The sequence below is a fragment of the Bacteroides sp. AF20-13LB genome (assembly GCF_003603065.1).
GTDB classification, from domain to species: Bacteria; Bacteroidota; Bacteroidia; order Bacteroidales; family Bacteroidaceae; genus Bacteroides; species Bacteroides uniformis.
On record NZ_QTMH01000001.1, the window covers coordinates 108,701 to 123,823 of the forward strand.

Below are 15,123 nucleotides of genomic sequence, written 5' to 3' on the forward strand. Positions count from 1 at the left end.
TATTAGATTTAAAGAAAAATATTAGATTCATCACAGAATGTTCTTCAACCTTACCACCACAGATAGTAGAAGTAAATCAGAACAGCTATAATAATGCAAGACAAAATATTAAAGAGCCTACTGGTGCGGAATATCGGCCATCGGACGAAGGGTGCCGAAGGGGATATTTGTGCACGGTTTTTCAGCATGACAATCAATCCACAGCAAAGCAGAAAGACAATCCCCATTCTATCCATCCAAGGCAATCCCGGACAAAGGAACTTTAACAGAAGTGAAAAGATAAAGGTTCCCAAAGCAGCTGCCAATGCCCCATTGGCAGTAGCCCTCTGATAAAAGAAACCTGCAAGAAAGATTGCCAATGCCCCAGGACTGATAAAGCCCGTAAATTCCTGAATATACTGGAATGCCTGATCAAGTCCAGACAACATAGGAGCTATCACAACAGCAATCACCAGGGATACGAAGCTGGCCCAACGTCCGATATGTACAAGATTAGCTTCCCCTGCCTTAGGACGGATATAAGAGCGGTAAATATCCATCGTGAAAATGGTGGATATGCTATTCATCATTGAAGCCAACGAACTGACAATAGCCGCAGTAAGTGCTGCAAATGCAATACCTTTTATACCCACAGGAAGTAAATTGCCAAGCAACCATGGGTAAGCCTCATCCGACTTTTCCAACGGAGCATCCAAAGCAAAAGCCGCAATACCCGGAATAACAACCAATAATGGAATCAACAACTTGATAAACCCCGCGAATAACATTCCATTCTGCGCTTCACGTATGGACTTGGCCGCCAAGGCACGTTGAATGATGTACTGGTTACATCCCCAATAATAAAGGTTTGCTACCCACAGCCCACCAATAATAACAGAGATACCCGGAAGATCCATATAACTCGGGTGGGATTTATCCAGGATCAGATGAAACTTATCTCTTGCTTGTACATACAGATTCTCAAAACCACGTACCACACCGTCACCCATTCCCAGGATATCGAGTGCGATATAGGTGGTTATCAGCCCACCGCCAATCAAAAACACCACTTGAATAACGTCAGTTAAAGCTACCGCCTTCAATCCTCCATAAATGGAATATACTCCCGCAAATACAGCCAATCCCAACACTCCCAAAATCATTGGAACCCCCATAATCTTCTCAATAGTCAATGCTCCTAAGTAAAGAATGGAAGTTAAGTTGATAAAAATAAAAACAACCAACCAGAAAAATGCCATAACCAATTTCACCCGGCTGTCGAACCGCTCTTCCAGAAACTGAGGCATTGTGAATATTTTCTTTTCCAGAAAAATAGGAATGAAATATTTGGCCACTATCAGCAAGCCCAATGCAGCAATCCATTCGTAGGTTGCCATGGCCAAGCCAATAGCATAACCAGATCCGGACATACCGACAAACTGCTCTGCCGAAATATTCGAAGCAATGATGGAAGCACCTATTGCCCACCAAGACAATCCCCTTCCAGCCAAAAAATATCCTTTTGCACTCTGCATCTCCTTTTGGGATTTGCGGGAAACAAAGAGTCCCACAAACAAAATCAACAAGCAATAAGCCCAAAAGATTATCAAATCAATAATAGAGATATGCATACTTCATCAATTAATCAGTTATAAATGGATAATGATTCTCTCCAGGAATAACCTCCGGTATATCTACAGCGAAAACACTGCCACTCAAAGGATATTTTTCACGTTCTGCATCAGAAAGGCCATCCAAAGCTGTCGTTATAAACAACTGGTTATGTCCCGTTCCTCCAAAAGTACAAGAGGCGACATTAGGAGCAGATACCTCTACCTTGTCTATCAGTTTACCAGTTGAAGGATTCCACACATACACGCCCGCTCCTCCCCAATGCGCCACCCATAAGAATCCATCGGCATCAATAGTCATTCCATCCGGGATTCCATATTCTGGTGGAACCTGCACAACTGTACGCAACCGGGTAATAGTCCCATCCAAACAATCATATCGATATTCTTCAATACAGCCACGTCCGGAATCAGCATAATACATTCTATCACCAGTGTTGTTCCAAACCATTCCATTAGGGATACACTGCCCTGCCAATACAGAAGTACACGACAAATTCTTGCCAATACAATATAGACTTCCCGTTCCGGCATGTTCTGACAAATGCATGATCCCACACCACATACGCCCCTCCGGTGATGCCTTACAGTCATTGGTACGCAGCCAAGGATGTAGACTTGATAATTCCAGAAGTACCCGATATCTTCTTTCCAAGAGATGATAGGTTATCAAACGATTCTTCATGGCCAAAATAATTTCATACATATGCCCTTTCCATGGAATTATAGAAGTTATCATTTCAGGAAACTTATGTTCCTCCACACCTTTGTTTTCCTGACTGTATTGGTGTAATATACCATTATCAATATCCACCCATAACAGCGTTTTTGAGTCTGGGAGCCATGTAATAGCTTCCCCAGTCATATCTTGACAACGGTACAATAGTTTTGCCTCCATCTTGATGCCTTATCATTAAAAATCCTGCATCAATGCCGAACGGCCTCCGTCCATCAATACAGTAGTTCCACTAATAAAACAAGCCATAGGAGAAGCCAAGTAAACACACAAAGCCCCCACTTCTTCCGCTGTCCCGAGCTTTTTCACTGGATGATGGTCAATCGTACGCTGACGTTCAGCATTTGCGTTAGGAAAAGAATTAAACCACGTATCATTTCCTGCAGTATCAATAAATCCCGGCGCAACACCGACAGTACGTATTTCTGGTCCCCACTCTATTGCCAAACTCTGTACCAGCCCCGTTATGGCAGTCTTCGTTACATTGTAAGGAAAACATCCTGGAATGGTACAAAATGCATGATTCGAAGTCATCAGCAAAATCACCCCTTCACCAGTTTGTGCTAAATAAGGTTTACAAAGTTGTGCTAAACGCCAATGGGAAGCTAAGTTTAAATCAAGATTATAAGACCAACGGTCTTCACTACAAAGCTCGGTACCCTCAAAAACATTCATTCCTGCATTGGACACGAGAATATCCAATCTACCAAAAGCCTCAATCACCTTACGGACTAATTTTTCCAAATCCTGCTTTTTCGTGACATCAGTTTGCACATAAAGTGCCCGAGCTCCCTCTTGCTCTACAGCCTGCTGGAAAGTTACCACACTTTCATCTCCTATAATCTTGCGTGAGCAACCAGCCACATCCGCACCTGCACGTGCAAATTCACGTGCAACTCCTAAGCCGATACCAGAAGAAACTCCGGTCACCAATACAACTTTGCCTTTCAATTCAATAGTAAATGCCATACCTTACCTCAAATATAAAAGTTGTCGGGAGCATCCGTTATAATACCAGGGTGTCTCTCCAATTCATCTTCCACCAAGTCCACTCCTAAACCCGGTCTGTTGGACAAATGCAAATGACCATCATATACCATCTCCGAGATGGGATGATCAATAACCATATCCCTCCAAGCCACATCATTAAACATAAACTCTTGTCTGAAAAAATTAGGTATAGATGCACAGACATGGGCTGAAGCCAACGTGGACAATGGACCATTGGGGTTATGGGGAGCTATCAGTACATTATAAGCTTCTGCCATTGCAGCCATCCGTCTCATCTCAGAAGGTCCACCACAACGGGTAATGTCCGGCATAATTATATCACAAACATGTTTCTCCAGCAATGAACGGATACCAAAACGAGTATAATGCCGTTCTCCAACACAAATTGCCACATCCGAAGGAATGCGTTCACGCATAGCGCGTAATGTTTGAGAACTTTCAGGACCGGCCGGTTCTTCATACCAAGCAATATCCAACCCTGCCAAGCGTTTGGCCATTTTTACTGCAATCCGATAGTTCAACATGGCATGAGTTTCTATCATAATATCCATTTCCGGTCCAACGGCTTCACGTACGGCCTTAGATACATTAAAAGCCAAGTCTTGTTGTGCAGGAGTCAATGTCAAATTGGAAGTCAAGTCCTCACCATAAAAATAATTTGTATGCGCAAACGGATCGAATTTCAGTCCTGTAAAACCAGCTTCTTTTACTACACGCGCCTGGATAGCATAGTCTTCTTCATTATGTCTGCCTTTCGTAAACCAATAGTTAGCATATAGCAGGATATCCTTACGATACGCTCCCCCCAACAACTCATAACACGGAGTATTCAACACCTTCCCCTTCAAGTCCAGTAAAGCCATATCAATACCACTGATAGCACACATGCTGGCACCATACGGACCTATCCAATTCAAATCGCGATACAATTTTGTCCAGATGAAATCTGTTCTCATCGGATCCAAACCGATGATACGCTGTCCGACATGCTTTGCTGCCTCATAGACGATAGGGCTACCCGGCCAGTTGGTCGCCTCGCCTACCCCTGTATAACCCTCATCCGTATAAATTTTCAATAATGTCCAATTGTATTTGATGCCTTGCACCAGCCACACTTTCACATCTGTTATTTTCATACCCAAATTCTATTTAATATTTAAACTTACATTATACCAAATTTGTCAAATGCATCACGTGCGCGCATACCTTGCTGTATCTTTTGCAATACAACGCGCTCTCCACGTGCCTTCTCCAATGCGCGGGTAAAAACTTCTTCTTCCAGTTGGCGGGGTATGACACATACACCATCAATATCACCTACCAGCATATCACCATCATTAACCAATACACCATCTAATTCAAGGGGGACACGATAATCGATAACTTTACCACGAGGAGCCTGGTCCTGCGCATAAGGTCCATATGAGAAACAATGAAAGTTCAAAGCCAGAATACCTTTAGTATCACGTGAGTAACCATTAACCACTGCACCTGCCGCCTTACATTGTATGGCACGTGCACTCATCAGTTCTCCCCAAAGGGCATACCTAGGAGAAGAGCCGGAGCAAATATACACTTCGTCTTCCTTCAAATCATCCAATGCTTCTAGCATCAAACCGAATGGTCGCTGTAATAAAGGATTGTTTCCTCCAGGCACTGTGTTTTCACATACATCAGCTTCTAGAACCGTCATGGCCCGTCCGACTACCAACATATCATCACGGAGTGGCCGGATACGGGGAGATAAGAATTGATGGGTATATCCCATTTTATCCATAATGTCTCCGATAACAGCTGTATAAAGTTCAGCTTTTATCAAAGTTATCAGAGCTTTATCATCTTTCCATTCTTTCATTTTTCATTTCTTTTTTTATAAGGTTACACTTCTATGTTCCAGTAATGACAAAGATAGTTTACTTAATAGAAAGAATGAATCAGTCAGCCTTGTAAGACGTGTCCGAAAAGGCTCGTTGAAAAAGGAAAAATGTACAAAACGGCAATACTACTTCGCCACTTCACGTGGAGAGATTCCAGTCTGCTGCTTGAATATGCGTGAAAAGTATTGTGGAGATTGAAAACCACATTGGAAACAGATCTCCTTTACGGACAACTCTGTGTTTCGGAGTAACTCAATAGATTTATTTATACGAATTTGATTCAAATAATCCAGTGGGGAGATATTCAAATATTGGGAAAAAAGACTTCTGAGATAGCGTTCGCTAATATCAGCTTGTATGGCCACATCATTAATACTGATATCCTTATGATAGTTAAAGCGAATAAAGGAGATAGCTCTTTTTAAAGCATCGTTTTGACAGATTGGCAAATAATTCTCGCTCATATAGCGGTAAATCAAGACAAGTAACTCCGCATAGTACATTACAACCAAATACTGGTAATAGGAGTTCTTCCCTTCCAGTTCATTTACAATACGCTGTACCACGCGCATAATACCTATATTATTCACAATCTTAATCAGCTTATTCTCCTCCGAAAAAGGAGAAATGGAACCAAGCCCAATCCCATCAATACAACCTGGAAAATTCAAATCGAAACCTGAAAATATCTCAGGAAGAAATTCAAGCTGCATTAAGGTAGTTCCTCCCGAACCTGCCTCAAACACATGATTCACATTTGAAAGAATAATCATAGTATCACCTTCAACGAAATTGATACTCTCGTTATCCAAGTGCATCATGCAATTCCCTTTTTTCACATGATTGATTTCAAGACGTAAATGTTTATGGGGACCATACGTTTCAAAAGGATAAAAGGAAATAAAACGGAATACATCTGCCAATCTCTGGCTCTTCAAATTATTAGTGATATTATCCAAAAATGTCCAGAAGGTGGGAAGTTCTGCAGGATTACTCATACTTATGAAGATTTAAACAGATAGGATAGAGTTGAAAGTTAAGCACGGATTATCAGCATTCCACAGTTTTCATTCCACGAAAACAACAGATAGCCTATAATCCGTGCTTAATTATTACTTGATATCTCTTAGCTCCCAGCCCAACGCACTGGCACCCAGCACTGCAGCATCAGAGTCCTTCAACTCGGAAGCCAGCAACTTGGTCTTACCTTTGTAGATATTCAATACATTGTCGTCAATAGCTTTCTGGATAGGCTTGAAGATATAGTCTCCCGCTTTTGCCAGACCACCGAACAACACGATAGCTTCCGGACTGGAGAAAGCGATGAAGTCAGCCAAAGCCTCACCCAAGATGGTTCCGGTAAACTCAAAGATGTCTTGAGCAATCTTGTCACCCTTCACCGCTGCATCATACACATCCTTGGAAGTAATGTTTTCTGCCGGAATGTCGCGCAACAAACTCGGTTCGGTACTCTTGGTCAAGAACTCACGTGCAGAACGCGCCACACCCGTAGCCGAACAATAAGTTTCCAGACAGCCGTGACGTCCGCATCCGCAGAGACGTCCGTTTTCACGACGGATAATAGTATGTCCCAACTCTCCGGCAAAACCGTCATGGCCATATACCATCTGACCGTTAATAACGATACCGCTACCTACACCGGTGCCAAGAGTTATCATGATAAAGTCTTTCATACCACGAGCCGCACCGTAAGTCATTTCACCGATACCGGCAGCATTGGCGTCGTTTGTCAAAGCGGTAGGGATACCCAAGCGCTCTTCAAACATGGCAGCCAAAGGAATTACACCCTTCCAGGGAAGGTTCGGGGCAAACTCAATAGTACCGCTGTAATAGTTTCCGTTAGGAGCACCGATACCGATACCTTTTATCTTGTCTACTCCACCGTTGGCAATAATGAGCGGCAACAGATTCTTGCAAACTTCGTCTACGTAATCATTGACGTCCTCATAAGCTCCGGTTTTGATGGAACTGCTTGCAATAATAGTTCCGCGTGCGTCTACAATACCAAAGACGGTGTTTGTTCCGCCTATGTCAATGCCCACTACATAGGGCTTTTCCATGTTTGAATTCATGATATTACTTTTGTTTAAAGGGTTAGTTAATCACATTCATGGTTACAAAAATCACAAAGAAAAACGACACTGCAAAATCTTTTTTTAAAAAAGTTTGCAACTTTTGCAACTTTTCGTAGCATTGCTGCGTCTAATAGTGAAAATTAATAAGAGTAAAGCAATAAACAGGGAAAACAGTGATACAACTAAAAGACATTAACAAGACCTACAACAACGGAGCACCGCTGCATGTGCTCAAAGGTATCAACCTCGACATTCAGAAAGGCGAATTTGTTTCCATCATGGGCTCATCGGGTTCGGGAAAGTCCACTTTACTCAATATACTGGGTATTCTGGATAGTTACGACACGGGGGAATATTATCTGAACGGTACCCTCATCAAGAACCTCAGCGAAACGAAGGCAGCCGAGTACCGCAACCGTATGATTGGTTTCATCTTCCAGTCCTTCAATCTCATTTCCTTCAAGAATGCAGTGGAGAATGTGGCGCTTCCTCTCTTTTATCAAGGAGTGAGCCGCCGCAAACGTAATGCGCTGGCACTGGAATATCTGGACCGCCTGGGGCTGAAAGAGTGGGCACACCACATGCCAAATGAGATGTCCGGTGGACAGAAACAACGTGTAGCCATCGCCCGTGCCCTCATTACCCAACCGCAGATTATCCTTGCCGATGAACCTACCGGCGCGCTCGACAGCAAGACTTCCGTAGAGGTGATGCAGATTCTAAAGGAACTGCACGATACGGGCATGACCATCGTAGTCGTGACCCACGAAAGCGGTGTTGCCAACCAGACGGACAAGATTATCCATATCAAAGACGGTATCATAGGTAGCATCGAGACGAATCTGAACCACGATGCAAGCCCGTTCGGAAAAGACGGATTCATGAAATAATAAAGGAAGAGCCCCCTCCCCCTTTAATTTTTAATTCTTAATTTTTAATTATCAATGATAGACCTTTGGCAAGAAATATACGGAACCATCAAACGCAACAAACTGCGTACATTCCTGACGGGCTTTGCCGTGGCATGGGGAATCTTCATGCTCATCGTGCTGCTCGGAGCCGGAAACGGTATCATACATGCCTTCGAACAAAATGCATCGGAGCGTGCCTTGAACTCTATCCGCATCTTCCCCGGCTGGACCACCAAGTCATACGACGGTCTGAAAGAAGGGCGCCGCGTCCAACTGGACAACCGGGACATGGATGACACGGAGAAGCAATTCACTGAAAATGTCATCAGTGCCGGTGCCACCGTGCGTCAAAGTAATGTAAACGTCAGCTTCGGACAAGAATATATCAATATCTCTCTGCTGGGCGTATATCCCAACTACACCGAAGTGGAAACCGTGAAAACAGCGGACGGACGTTTCATCAACTACAACGACCTGAAAGACCGACGTAAAGTCATCATCCTCCATAAGAAATCTGCAGATATCCTTTTCGGAAAAACGCATACTGAACCCATCGGACAATTTGTCAATGCCAGTGGAGTGGCCTATCAAGTAGTAGGCCTCTACAATGACCAGGGAGACCGCGAGGCAAACGAAGCGTATATCCCCTTCTCCACCTTGCAGACCATCTATAATAAAGGAGACAAGCTGAATAACATCATCTTTACAACCAAGAACCTGCACAGCATAGAAAGTAACGAAGCCTTTGAAAAAGAATACCGCAAGGCTATTGCCACCAATCACCGCTTTGACCCCACGGATGAGAGCGCCATATGGATATGGAATCGTTTCACCAACTATCTGCAGACACAGAATGCAATGGGTATCCTCCGGACTGCAATCTGGGTTATCGGTATCTTTACACTGTTGAGTGGGATTGTCGGCGTGTCGAACATAATGCTGATTACCGTGAAAGAACGTACCCGGGAATTTGGTATCCGTAAGGCATTGGGAGCAAAACCTTTCTCCATCCTTTGGCTGATTATTGTGGAAAGCGTGACTATCACTACGCTATTCGGTTATATCGGTATGGTGGCAGGCATCGGGGTGACGGAATGGATGAACTCTGCTTTCGGTAGCCAGACGATGGATGCCGGCATGTTCCAGCAGACCATGTTCTCCGATCCCACCGTAGACCTCAGTATTGCTATCCAAGCTACCCTGACCCTTATCATAGCGGGTACGTTGGCTGGGTTCTTCCCGGCTAAGAAAGCGGTAAGTATCAGTCCTATTGAAGCACTTAGAGCAGATTAAAGATTATGAGAATAGACATAGATACGTGTGAGGAAATCCTCATCACAATAACAAGGAACAAAACGAGAAGCCTGCTTACGGCGTTCGGCGTATTCTGGGGTATCTTTATGCTGGTGGCGCTTATCGGTGGCGGCCAGGGCATGCAGGAAGAACTAAAATCCCAGTTCGAAGGATTTGCAACCAACTCGGGCTTTATCGCTGCACAAAAGACAAGCGAGGCTTATAAAGGTTTTCGCAAAGGACGATGGTGGGATTTGGAGATGGAAGATGTGGACCGTGTACGCAATGTGGACGGTGTGGCGCTTGCCACGCCTTCCATTGCCTTATGGGGACAAGTGGCTGTCTACGGAGACAACAAGTACGACTGTAGTGTGAAAGGCTTGTATCCCGAATATGAACAGATAGAACATCAAGAGATGACCTATGGACGTTTCATCAATGATGTCGACATTAAAGAGTCGCGTAAAGTGTGTGTAATCGGCAAACGTGTTTATGAAAGCCTCTTCAAACCCGGTGAAGACCCCTGCGGCAAATATGTCCGGGTAAATGGTATCTATTACCGGGTTATCGGAATGTGTTCATCCGAAGGCAATGTCAATATACAAGGGCAGGCCTCTGAAGCCATTACATTGCCTTTTTCCACCATGCAACAGACCTACAACCTCGGAAAGAAACTGCATGTAGTATGTTTCATCATGAAACCGGGAGTAAAAGTGAAAGACGTGCAGCCCGAAGTGGAACGTCTTGTAAAAGCGGCGCACTACATTGCTCCCGATGACAAACAAGCCGTCATGCTTCTGAATGCGGAAGCTATGTTCTCCATGATGGACAACCTGATGATTGGAGTGCGCTTTCTAATCTGGATGGTAGGTTTGGGGACGCTGTTTGCCGGAGCTATCGGCGTATCGAATATCATGATGGTAACCGTCAAGGAGCGCACAACGGAAATAGGCATACGCCGTGCCATAGGTGCCCGTCCTAAAGACATTCTGCAACAAATTCTTTCGGAAAGCATGGTGCTGACCACTATAGCGGGTATGGCAGGTATTTCTTTTGCCGTATTTGTACTGCAAATACTTGAAAAGGCCGCCAATGACCCTGGAGTTATCAAAACCCACTACCAGGTTTCATTCGGACTGGCTATCGGAACCTGCATCCTCCTCATCGCATTAGGAGTGCTTGCCGGACTGGCACCTGCCTATCGCGCCATGGCAATCAAGCCAATTGAAGCCATCAGGGATGAATAAACTTATAGAGAGACCACTAACCGTAAGCCATGAAATAATGGCTATATCAATCGTAAATAATTAAATCGTAAATATAAGATGAAAACAAAGAAGTTTCTGAAAATCGCATTATTGGTAGTAATTGCTGCCTTATTCATTTGGACATTCGTTTTTCTGTACCAGAAGTCCCAACCTAAAGTAACAGTATACGAAACGATAGTTCCGGAAGTGACAGACCTTGAAAAGACTACCGTAGCCACCGGCAAAGTGGAACCGAGAGATGAAGTCCTTATCAAGCCGCAGATTTCCGGTATCATTGCCGAAGTATACAAGGAAGCAGGACAAAGTGTGAAGCAAGGGGAAGTGCTTGCCAAAGTAAAGGTGATACCCGAACTGGGACAATTGAACTCTGCCGAAAGCCGCGTACGATTGGCGGAAATCAACGCTGCCCAAGCCGAAACGGATTTCGCCCGTACCCAGAAACTGTACAACGACAAGCTTATCAGCGCTGAAGAGTACGAAAAAGGGGAAGTAAGCGTGAAGCAGGCACGCGAGGAACTGCAGACAGCAAAAGATAATCTGGAAATTGTAAAGGAAGGCATCACCAAGAACAGCGCCTCTTTCAGTAGTACCCTGATCCGTTCCACCATTACCGGTCTGATTCTGGATGTACCCATCAAAGTCGGTAACTCGGTTATCATGAGTAACACTTTCAATGACGGAACCACCATCGCTACCGTTGCCAACATGAACGATTTGATTTTCCGCGGCAACATTGACGAAACGGAAGTGGGCCGTGTGCACGAAGGCATGCCGGTGAAACTGACAATCGGCGCCCTGCAGAATCTTTCGTTCGATGCCACACTGGAATACATATCTCCGAAGGGTGTGGAAGAAAACGGTGCCAACCAGTTTGAAATCAAAGCTGCCATTGCCGCACCGGACAGCGTACAGATACGTTCCGGCTATTCTGCCAACGCAGAAATCGTATTGGACCGTGCCCAGAAAACGCTTGCCGTACCGGAAAGTACCGTTGAATTCAATGGTGACAGCACCTTTGTATACGTAATGACGGACAGCGTACCGGTACAGAAGTTCGAACGCCGCCCCATCCAGGTCGGCATGAGTGACGGCATAAAGATTGCCATCAAAAGCGGTATCAGTGCCCAGGATAAGATTCGCGGTGCAGAGAAAAAGGATTAACAAACGGAATAGCTTAAAAAGATATACGATATGAATAAAAAGATATTCTTATACCTCGCAATATTCGGCAGTATCTCAGTGCAGGCGCAGGAACGATGGTCTTTACGCCAATGCATAGACTATGCCATCGAGCATAACATCAGTATCCGCCAGACAGCCAACGCTGCCGAACAGAGTGCTGTCGAAGTAAATACAGCCAAATGGGCACGACTGCCGAACCTGAATGCCAGTGCCGGCCAGAGCTGGAACTGGGGACGTACGCAAACAGCCATCAAAAATGAGGATACGGGAGACTATTCCACTGTATACGTCAACACCAGCAGCCACGGCACTAATATGTCTGTCAATACCAGCATACCTATCTTTACCGGTCTGGAAATTCCCCACCAGTATGCATTGGCCAAACTAAACCTCAAAGCTGCCATTGCCGACCTGGACAAAGCCAAGGAAGACATTGCCATCAATATAGCTTCGGCCTACCTTCAGGTGCTGTTCAATGAAGAGCTCCACCAGGTGGCGTTGGGACAAGTGCAATTGAGCAAAGAGCAATATGTCCGCATCAGCCGGCTTGCCGACTTGGGAAAAGCCTCTCCGGCAGAACTGGCAGAAGCCAAAGCACGTGTGGCACAAGACGAGATGAATGTAGTGCAGACAAACAACAACTATAAGTTGGCCCTGCTCGACCTTAGCCAGCTTATCGAACTGGAAACACCGGAAGGGTTCAATCTGGAATCTCCGGCAGTCAATCTGGATTTAGTCCCTCTCACTCCTCCGGATGAGATATTCCAAACAGCCATGGTGAGTAAGGCTTCCATACAAGCTGCACAGTTCCGCTTGGAAGGCAGTAAACACAATATCCGTATTGCCCAGAGCAACTACTACCCGCAACTGAGCCTGAACGGTAGTCTCGGTACGAATTACTATTCTACCATCGACCGTACTTTCAGCCAGCAGATGAACGATAACTTCAACAAATATGTAGGATTCAACCTCAGCGTACCTATTTTCAACCGTCTCTCTACCCGTAACCGGGTACGCACGGCACGCCTGCAACGTGAAAACTATGCCTTGCAATTGGATAATGCCAAGAAGACACTTTATAAGGAAATCCAACAAGCATGGTACAACGCCGCTGCTGCCGAAAGCAAATATACCAGTAGCCATACAGCCACCGTTGCCAGCGAAGAGTCTTTCAAGCTGATGAGCGAAAAGTATGAGAACGGAAAAGCAAATGCCGTAGAATACAATGAAGCAAAACAGAACCTTATGAAATCCCAATCAGACGAATTGCAAGCCAAGTATGACTATCTGTTCCGTACCAAGATTCTGGATTTCTATAAGGGAGAACCGATTGAATAAAAAAAGAAGTATAATTTTAGTTGTTGTGTTTGATTCTCCCCTCTCCCTGCCTCCAGGCTGACAAGAGGGGAGTTTTTTGTTCTTCTATCTCCTTTCCGAAGAGCGGGAAGAGCTACTGCCGGTAGAACTGCGGGTAGTGCTTGAAGAGCTGCTGCGACGGCTTTCGGAACTCCGTACGCCGGAAGCATTTCTTCTTTCCTTGCTTGCCGTCTTTACCCTGCTACGGCTGGGGCTCTTATCATTATTTTTAGTTCTTGTGGTTTCTATTTTCTCTTTACTCGACTTTCTGCCACTATCCACACTACTACGTCGCGTACTGCTGTTACGTGTACCTGTGCTAATGCGATTATTACTACCGTTGCTACGTCGCGTGGTATATACATCATCCCTGCCTGCCGGACGCTTATGCGAATTAGGGCGGATGTTCACCGAACCGAAATCTGAACGGCGGCTGGTGTGGTACGACTTATCATTCCGAATACTCCACGAACCGGTATAGTGCGGATGATGGTAACGACCGCGATAATAGCTGTTGTGATAGTGCGTACGATAATGCCCACCGCAATATGTACGGTAATGATACGGCCGCGGGAAATAGAAATGATTATGGTTGGTGTAAGTGATGTAAACCCTAAAAGACCAACGACCACCACTTACATAAACCGGACGGTAAAAATAGGCGGCCTGCATGAAACGGCCGTACTGCCGGTTATTCAGCACCCATCGAAGGTCGTCATTGCGCACATCCAGATAATCGTAATAGCGATTTAATGCCCATTCCTCCCCCCGAAGAACGTCATCCATCAGATAGCGTATACCGGAAATGAAATCATAGTTTATTTCGTACACGTCATTATACTGTTCTGTACTCAGGTTCAATTCATAGGCCATCTTGTCCGTAAGAAAGCGGGTCTCTTTACGCACTTTGCTGTTGCTCATTGCCGCACTACAAACAGCTGTACTCATCATAGCGGCAAAAAATATAAATATAATCCGTTTCATAACCCCTCCTTTTTTTAGTTATTCTTCTCATGATATTGTTTGATGAAGGCATTTATCTCGTTCTTGTCCGACGAGAAGGTCAGCTTGTCTATCGCATAATAGAAATTCGGTTTATCGGCTATTTTAGGATAAATCTTCTTCATCAACTGTTTCTTTTCACTGTCGAAACGATAAAAATCCATCAGACGAATACACTGGTCAGTAGTGAACCAAGAGGTCAGCAAGGCATGGTCGAGCACTTCCTTACGGTCTGAATCGAAACTCTGTTTTTCCATCAGCCCCATAAACTGTTCGAAGGCAGATGGTGACATCACCGGTTCATGCTGCTCGCCTCCTAACGGTCTGTCACCGGGTCTGCCAGGCTTGTGATGATTAGAAGTACCCCAGTTTCCACCAGGTCTTTTGTCCTCTGGAATGAAAATATCTTCCACTTCATTGATGGAGCAATGCACACGTTCATCATATAGGAGTTTTCCTCTTCGGGAATTCTCCCCACGGGATGGCGCTTCATAAACCTCTACCCGACAACTACCACGCAGATTGGCTACAAAACAACTGAAAGTAGGCAGGCAAACCTGCTGTCCGTCGACCAGTACCACCACTCTACGGTATGGACTTTCTATACGGATTCCGTCTATGGGCGCCGCTTTTATTGCGGGAAACGCTACCAGAACTAGACAAACACTTAATATCAAATGACGTATCATGACTTTTCTTTTTTTATTGTACGACAAAAATAGGGAGAGGAAATTCCCCTCCCTAATGATTGTCTCTATTTACAAGTAGGGAAATTCCTAAT

General features: G+C 44.8%; 14 protein-coding genes. 5 read left to right on the forward strand and 9 right to left on the reverse strand.

The features are described 5' to 3' along the window. Positions 1 to 50: 50 nt before the first annotated feature. From DWX62_RS00360 to DWX62_RS00390, 7 genes are all read right to left on the reverse strand, one after another. Positions 51 to 1,610, reverse strand: coding sequence for a sodium/sugar symporter (locus DWX62_RS00360; protein WP_243636236.1), 1,560 nt, complete (start codon positions 1,608 to 1,610; stop codon positions 51 to 53). Between the two features lie 10 nt (positions 1,611 to 1,620). Next, on the reverse strand, positions 1,621 to 2,508 hold the full coding sequence (locus DWX62_RS00365; RefSeq protein ID WP_120172517.1) for an SMP-30/gluconolactonase/LRE family protein: 888 nt from the start codon (positions 2,506 to 2,508) through the stop codon (positions 1,621 to 1,623). Between the two features lie 15 nt (positions 2,509 to 2,523). Beyond that, complete coding sequence (locus tag DWX62_RS00370; protein WP_120172518.1) at positions 2,524 to 3,315, reverse strand: SDR family oxidoreductase; 792 nt, start codon at positions 3,313 to 3,315, stop codon at positions 2,524 to 2,526. 8 nt (positions 3,316 to 3,323) lie between these two features. Beyond that, entirely contained in the window at positions 3,324 to 4,493 is a 1,170-nt protein-coding gene (locus DWX62_RS00375; RefSeq protein WP_120172519.1) for a mandelate racemase/muconate lactonizing enzyme family protein, read from the reverse strand. Positions 4,494 to 4,519: 26 nt separating this feature from the next. Continuing rightward, positions 4,520 to 5,212, reverse strand: coding sequence for an RraA family protein (locus tag DWX62_RS00380; protein ID WP_120172520.1), 693 nt, complete (start codon positions 5,210 to 5,212; stop codon positions 4,520 to 4,522). Between the two features lie 147 nt (positions 5,213 to 5,359). Continuing rightward, positions 5,360 to 6,232 carry a helix-turn-helix domain-containing protein gene (locus tag DWX62_RS00385; protein WP_120172521.1) on the reverse strand — a complete coding sequence of 291 codons (873 nt, stop codon included), beginning with the start codon at positions 6,230 to 6,232 and terminating at the stop codon, positions 5,360 to 5,362. Positions 6,233 to 6,346: 114 nt separating this feature from the next. Beyond that, entirely contained in the window at positions 6,347 to 7,327 is a 981-nt protein-coding gene (locus DWX62_RS00390; RefSeq protein WP_005825067.1) for an ROK family protein, read from the reverse strand. Positions 7,328 to 7,503: 176 nt separating this feature from the next. Here DWX62_RS00390 and DWX62_RS00395 point away from each other — a divergent pair, with 176 nt between their 5' ends. From DWX62_RS00395 to DWX62_RS00415, 5 genes are all read left to right on the forward strand, one after another. Next, positions 7,504 to 8,220, forward strand: coding sequence for an ABC transporter ATP-binding protein (locus tag DWX62_RS00395; RefSeq protein WP_005825069.1), 717 nt, complete (start codon positions 7,504 to 7,506; stop codon positions 8,218 to 8,220). A gap of 54 nt (positions 8,221 to 8,274) precedes the next feature. Continuing rightward, positions 8,275 to 9,534: an ABC transporter permease gene (locus tag DWX62_RS00400; protein WP_005825072.1), complete on the forward strand. Its 1,260-nt coding sequence runs from the start codon at positions 8,275 to 8,277 to the stop codon at positions 9,532 to 9,534. A gap of 5 nt (positions 9,535 to 9,539) precedes the next feature. Further along, positions 9,540 to 10,781, forward strand: coding sequence for an ABC transporter permease (locus DWX62_RS00405; protein WP_005825074.1), 1,242 nt, complete (start codon positions 9,540 to 9,542; stop codon positions 10,779 to 10,781). Positions 10,782 to 10,859: 78 nt separating this feature from the next. Then, a complete protein-coding gene (locus tag DWX62_RS00410) occupies positions 10,860 to 11,963 on the forward strand; it encodes an efflux RND transporter periplasmic adaptor subunit (RefSeq protein ID WP_025833228.1) in 1,104 nt (367 codons plus the stop codon). 30 nt (positions 11,964 to 11,993) lie between these two features. Next, positions 11,994 to 13,322 (forward strand): TolC family protein, encoded by a 1,329-nt coding sequence (locus tag DWX62_RS00415; RefSeq protein WP_005825078.1) that lies wholly within the window; start codon positions 11,994 to 11,996, stop codon positions 13,320 to 13,322. Positions 13,323 to 13,406: 84 nt separating this feature from the next. On the opposite strand, the gene DWX62_RS00420 is transcribed toward DWX62_RS00415, so the two are convergent. Both DWX62_RS00420 and DWX62_RS00425 read right to left on the reverse strand, forming a co-directional pair. Then, positions 13,407 to 14,324 (reverse strand): hypothetical protein, encoded by a 918-nt coding sequence (locus tag DWX62_RS00420; protein ID WP_009037786.1) that lies wholly within the window; start codon positions 14,322 to 14,324, stop codon positions 13,407 to 13,409. 14 nt (positions 14,325 to 14,338) lie between these two features. Beyond that, positions 14,339 to 15,031: a DUF4476 domain-containing protein gene (locus tag DWX62_RS00425; protein ID WP_005825088.1), complete on the reverse strand. Its 693-nt coding sequence runs from the start codon at positions 15,029 to 15,031 to the stop codon at positions 14,339 to 14,341. Positions 15,032 to 15,123 lie beyond the last annotated feature (92 nt).

Excerpts from the sequence above, each read along its gene's own strand:
- DWX62_RS00370 (WP_120172518.1), bottom strand. The coding sequence starts at position 3,315 with ATGGCATTTACTATTGAATTGAAAGGCAAAGTTGTATTGGTGACCGGA.
- DWX62_RS00420 (WP_009037786.1), bottom strand. The coding sequence starts at position 14,324 with ATGAAACGGATTATATTTATATTTTTTGCCGCTATGATGAGTACAGCT.
- DWX62_RS00375 (WP_120172519.1), bottom strand. The coding sequence starts at position 4,493 with ATGAAAATAACAGATGTGAAAGTGTGGCTGGTGCAAGGCATCAAATAC.
- DWX62_RS00390 (WP_005825067.1), bottom strand. The coding sequence starts at position 7,327 with ATGAATTCAAACATGGAAAAGCCCTATGTAGTGGGCATTGACATAGGC.
- DWX62_RS00365 (WP_120172517.1), bottom strand. The coding sequence starts at position 2,508 with ATGGAGGCAAAACTATTGTACCGTTGTCAAGATATGACTGGGGAAGCT.
- DWX62_RS00410 (WP_025833228.1), top strand. The coding sequence starts at position 10,860 with ATGAAAACAAAGAAGTTTCTGAAAATCGCATTATTGGTAGTAATTGCT.
- DWX62_RS00380 (WP_120172520.1), bottom strand. The coding sequence starts at position 5,212 with ATGAAAGAATGGAAAGATGATAAAGCTCTGATAACTTTGATAAAAGCT.
- DWX62_RS00405 (WP_005825074.1), top strand. The coding sequence starts at position 9,540 with ATGAGAATAGACATAGATACGTGTGAGGAAATCCTCATCACAATAACA.
- DWX62_RS00360 (WP_243636236.1), bottom strand. The coding sequence starts at position 1,610 with ATGCATATCTCTATTATTGATTTGATAATCTTTTGGGCTTATTGCTTG.
- DWX62_RS00425 (WP_005825088.1), bottom strand. The coding sequence starts at position 15,031 with ATGATACGTCATTTGATATTAAGTGTTTGTCTAGTTCTGGTAGCGTTT.
- DWX62_RS00385 (WP_120172521.1), bottom strand. The coding sequence starts at position 6,232 with ATGAGTAATCCTGCAGAACTTCCCACCTTCTGGACATTTTTGGATAAT.
- DWX62_RS00400 (WP_005825072.1), top strand. The coding sequence starts at position 8,275 with ATGATAGACCTTTGGCAAGAAATATACGGAACCATCAAACGCAACAAA.
- DWX62_RS00415 (WP_005825078.1), top strand. The coding sequence starts at position 11,994 with ATGAATAAAAAGATATTCTTATACCTCGCAATATTCGGCAGTATCTCA.